The organism is Novosphingobium sp. 9U (assembly GCF_902506425.1).
Taxonomy (GTDB): Bacteria; Pseudomonadota; Alphaproteobacteria; order Sphingomonadales; family Sphingomonadaceae; genus Novosphingobium.
In genome coordinates this window covers 1-2,354 of record NZ_LR732489.1, presented here as the reverse complement: position 1 = coordinate 2,354, position 2,354 = coordinate 1, and the positions used below count along the sequence as shown (strand labels likewise).

Annotated in this window: 2 protein-coding genes; both read right to left on the bottom strand. The window is 64.1% G+C overall.

The window, feature by feature from the left end:
- Positions 1 to 10: 10 nt before the first annotated feature.
- On the bottom strand, positions 11 to 739 hold the full coding sequence (istB, locus tag GV044_RS15375) for an IS21-like element helper ATPase IstB (RefSeq protein ID WP_159872468.1): 729 nt from the start codon (positions 737 to 739) through the stop codon (positions 11 to 13).
- Entirely contained in the window at positions 726 to 2,237 is a 1,512-nt protein-coding gene (gene istA / locus GV044_RS15370) for an IS21 family transposase (protein ID WP_159872466.1), read from the bottom strand. Before istA ends, istB begins: the two co-directional genes overlap by 14 nt.
- Positions 2,238 to 2,354: the final 117 nt, after the last annotated feature.

Genomic DNA, 2,354 nt, shown 5'->3' with positions numbered 1-2,354 from the left:
TGTCGGAGCGTCAGCTACGGTGTTTGAAGCGCCAGCTGTCGTTGCCGGTCTCGATGACGTCGCAATGGTGGGTGATGCGATCAAGCAGCGCAGTGGTCATCTTCGGGTCGCCAAAAACGGTCGGCCATTCGCCAAAGGCTAGGTTCATCGTGATGATGACCGAGGTGCGCTCGTAGAGCTTGCTGATCAGATGGAAGAGCAGCTGACCGCCCGAGCGCGCAAACGGCAGGTAGCCGAGCTCGTCCAGCACTACGACGTCGAGCCGGGAGAGCTGCGCTGCAAGTGTGCCGGCCTTGCCAAGGCGCGTCTCTTCCTCGAGGCGGTTCACCAGATCGACCGTGTTGAAATACCGCCCGCGGGCGCCGTCCCGCACCACGTTGGCAGTAATGGCGCTGGCGAGATGTGTCTTGCCGGTGCCCGTACCGCCGACGAGCACGACATTGCGCTGGCCGGGCAGAAACGATCCGCTGTGCAGTGAGCGCACCAGCCCTTCGTTGATAGGTGTACCGTCGAAGACGAAGGCGTCGATGTCCTTCACCGCCGGCAGCCGAGCTGCTGTCATCCTGTAACGCACCGAGGCTGCGTGACGGTGGGTCGTCTCGGCACGCAGCAAATCCGTCAGGATCTCCATCGTCGTGCGCTTGCGTTGCAGCCCGGTAGTCACCGCTTCATCGAAGGCGCCAGCCATGCCCTTGAGCCCGAGCCCCGTCAGGGCCTTCATCATCTCATGCCGCTGCATGGAGGCCTCGCAAGCTGTCGTAGCGGTTGCAGTCAGCACGGGGTGGATGGCGCAATATCAGGTCCTCGGGTGTGACGATCGCCAGGGCTCGTGGCGGCTCACGATGTCGCGCCAGGATGTTGAGGATGATGTTGTCGCTGGTGATGCCGGCCAGCAATGCCTCACGCACGGCCGCTTCGACTGCCTCCAGACCATCGTCGAGCACGGCTGACAGCACGCGCACGAAGCGCCGGTCGGCGTCATCGCTCGCGCCCAGCTTACGCCGCAAACGCGCCAGCGCCGGCGGCAACTCCCAGTCCTGGAATGGTGCGCCGTTACGCAACGCGCCCGGTTTGGTCACGAGCACCGGCAGGTAGTGCCAAGCGTCGTAGATGGTCCGATCGCGCCCAAAGCAGCGGGGATGATCGGCGACGATCTCACCATCGCAGCGTACAATGATACGGTCGGCATAGGCCCGGACCTGCACCGTACGGCGGACCGCCTTGGCCATGACGGAGTAGCGGTTGCGATCGAAGCTGATCAGGCAGGTGCCGCTCACCGCATGCTCGCTCTCGTGGAAGCCATCGAAAGGAGCAACGATAGGCTGGAGCACGGTACGCTCGGCAGCCCACACCTGGGCAACGCTCAGCTCCTTATGCTCGGGGTGCTGGCGCATGTCCGCCCAGCGGCGGCACTCCGCCTCTAGCCAGCCATTCAGCTCCTCAATGCTGGCAAAGCGCAGCCGTGGCTGGAAGAACCGCCCACGCGCCGTCTGCACCTGGTTTTCGACCTGACCCTTTTCCCAACCGGCCGCTGGCGAGCACGCCGTCGGCTCGACCATGTAGTGGCTAGCCATGACCAGGAAGCGTCGGTTGAAGACCCGCTCCTTGCCGGTGAAAACGCTCGTCACCGCCGTCTTCATGTTATCGTAGATGCCGCGCGTCGGCACCCCGCCAAAGAAGGCGAAGGCTCGGGCATGAGCGTCGAACAGCATCTCCTGCGTCTCGCGTGGATAGGCCCGCACATACATCGCGCGCGACGCGCACAGTCGCACATGCGCCACTTTCACGCGCATGGGCTTGCCGGCGATCTCGACGTCCTCGTGGCTCCAGTCGAACTGATAGGCCTCGCCAGGACGAAACAGCAGCGGGATGAAGGCCGGCGCGTCCATCACGTCGCGGCGCTGCGCCCGGCGCCACCGGGCGGCATAGCGACGCACCGCATCGTACGAGCCCTCGAACCCCTCGCGAACAAGCAGATCATGGATACGGGTAAGGCGCAGTTTGTCGCGCCGCGGCCGCGCCTCATCCTCCTCCAGCAACGTGTCGAGCTGACCCTGAAACGGTCCCAGCTTGGGCAGCGGCTGAACCTCTCGCCGATATGCCATGTCCGCCTCAGGTGACCGGATCGCCTTGCGAACAACCTTGCGCGACAGATGCAGATCCCGCGCGATCGCCTTGATGGCTTTGCCCGACGCATGCTCGCGCCGGATCCTCAACACCGTCTCCAATACCAACATCCCGATCTCGCCGCTCGACACACCGTCAAGCGAGCAGCCTAAACCACCGAGATGAGGGGTCCCTTTTGGACGCCGATCACCCCGCTAACGGGGTCCTTTTTCCACGCCGATCCACAG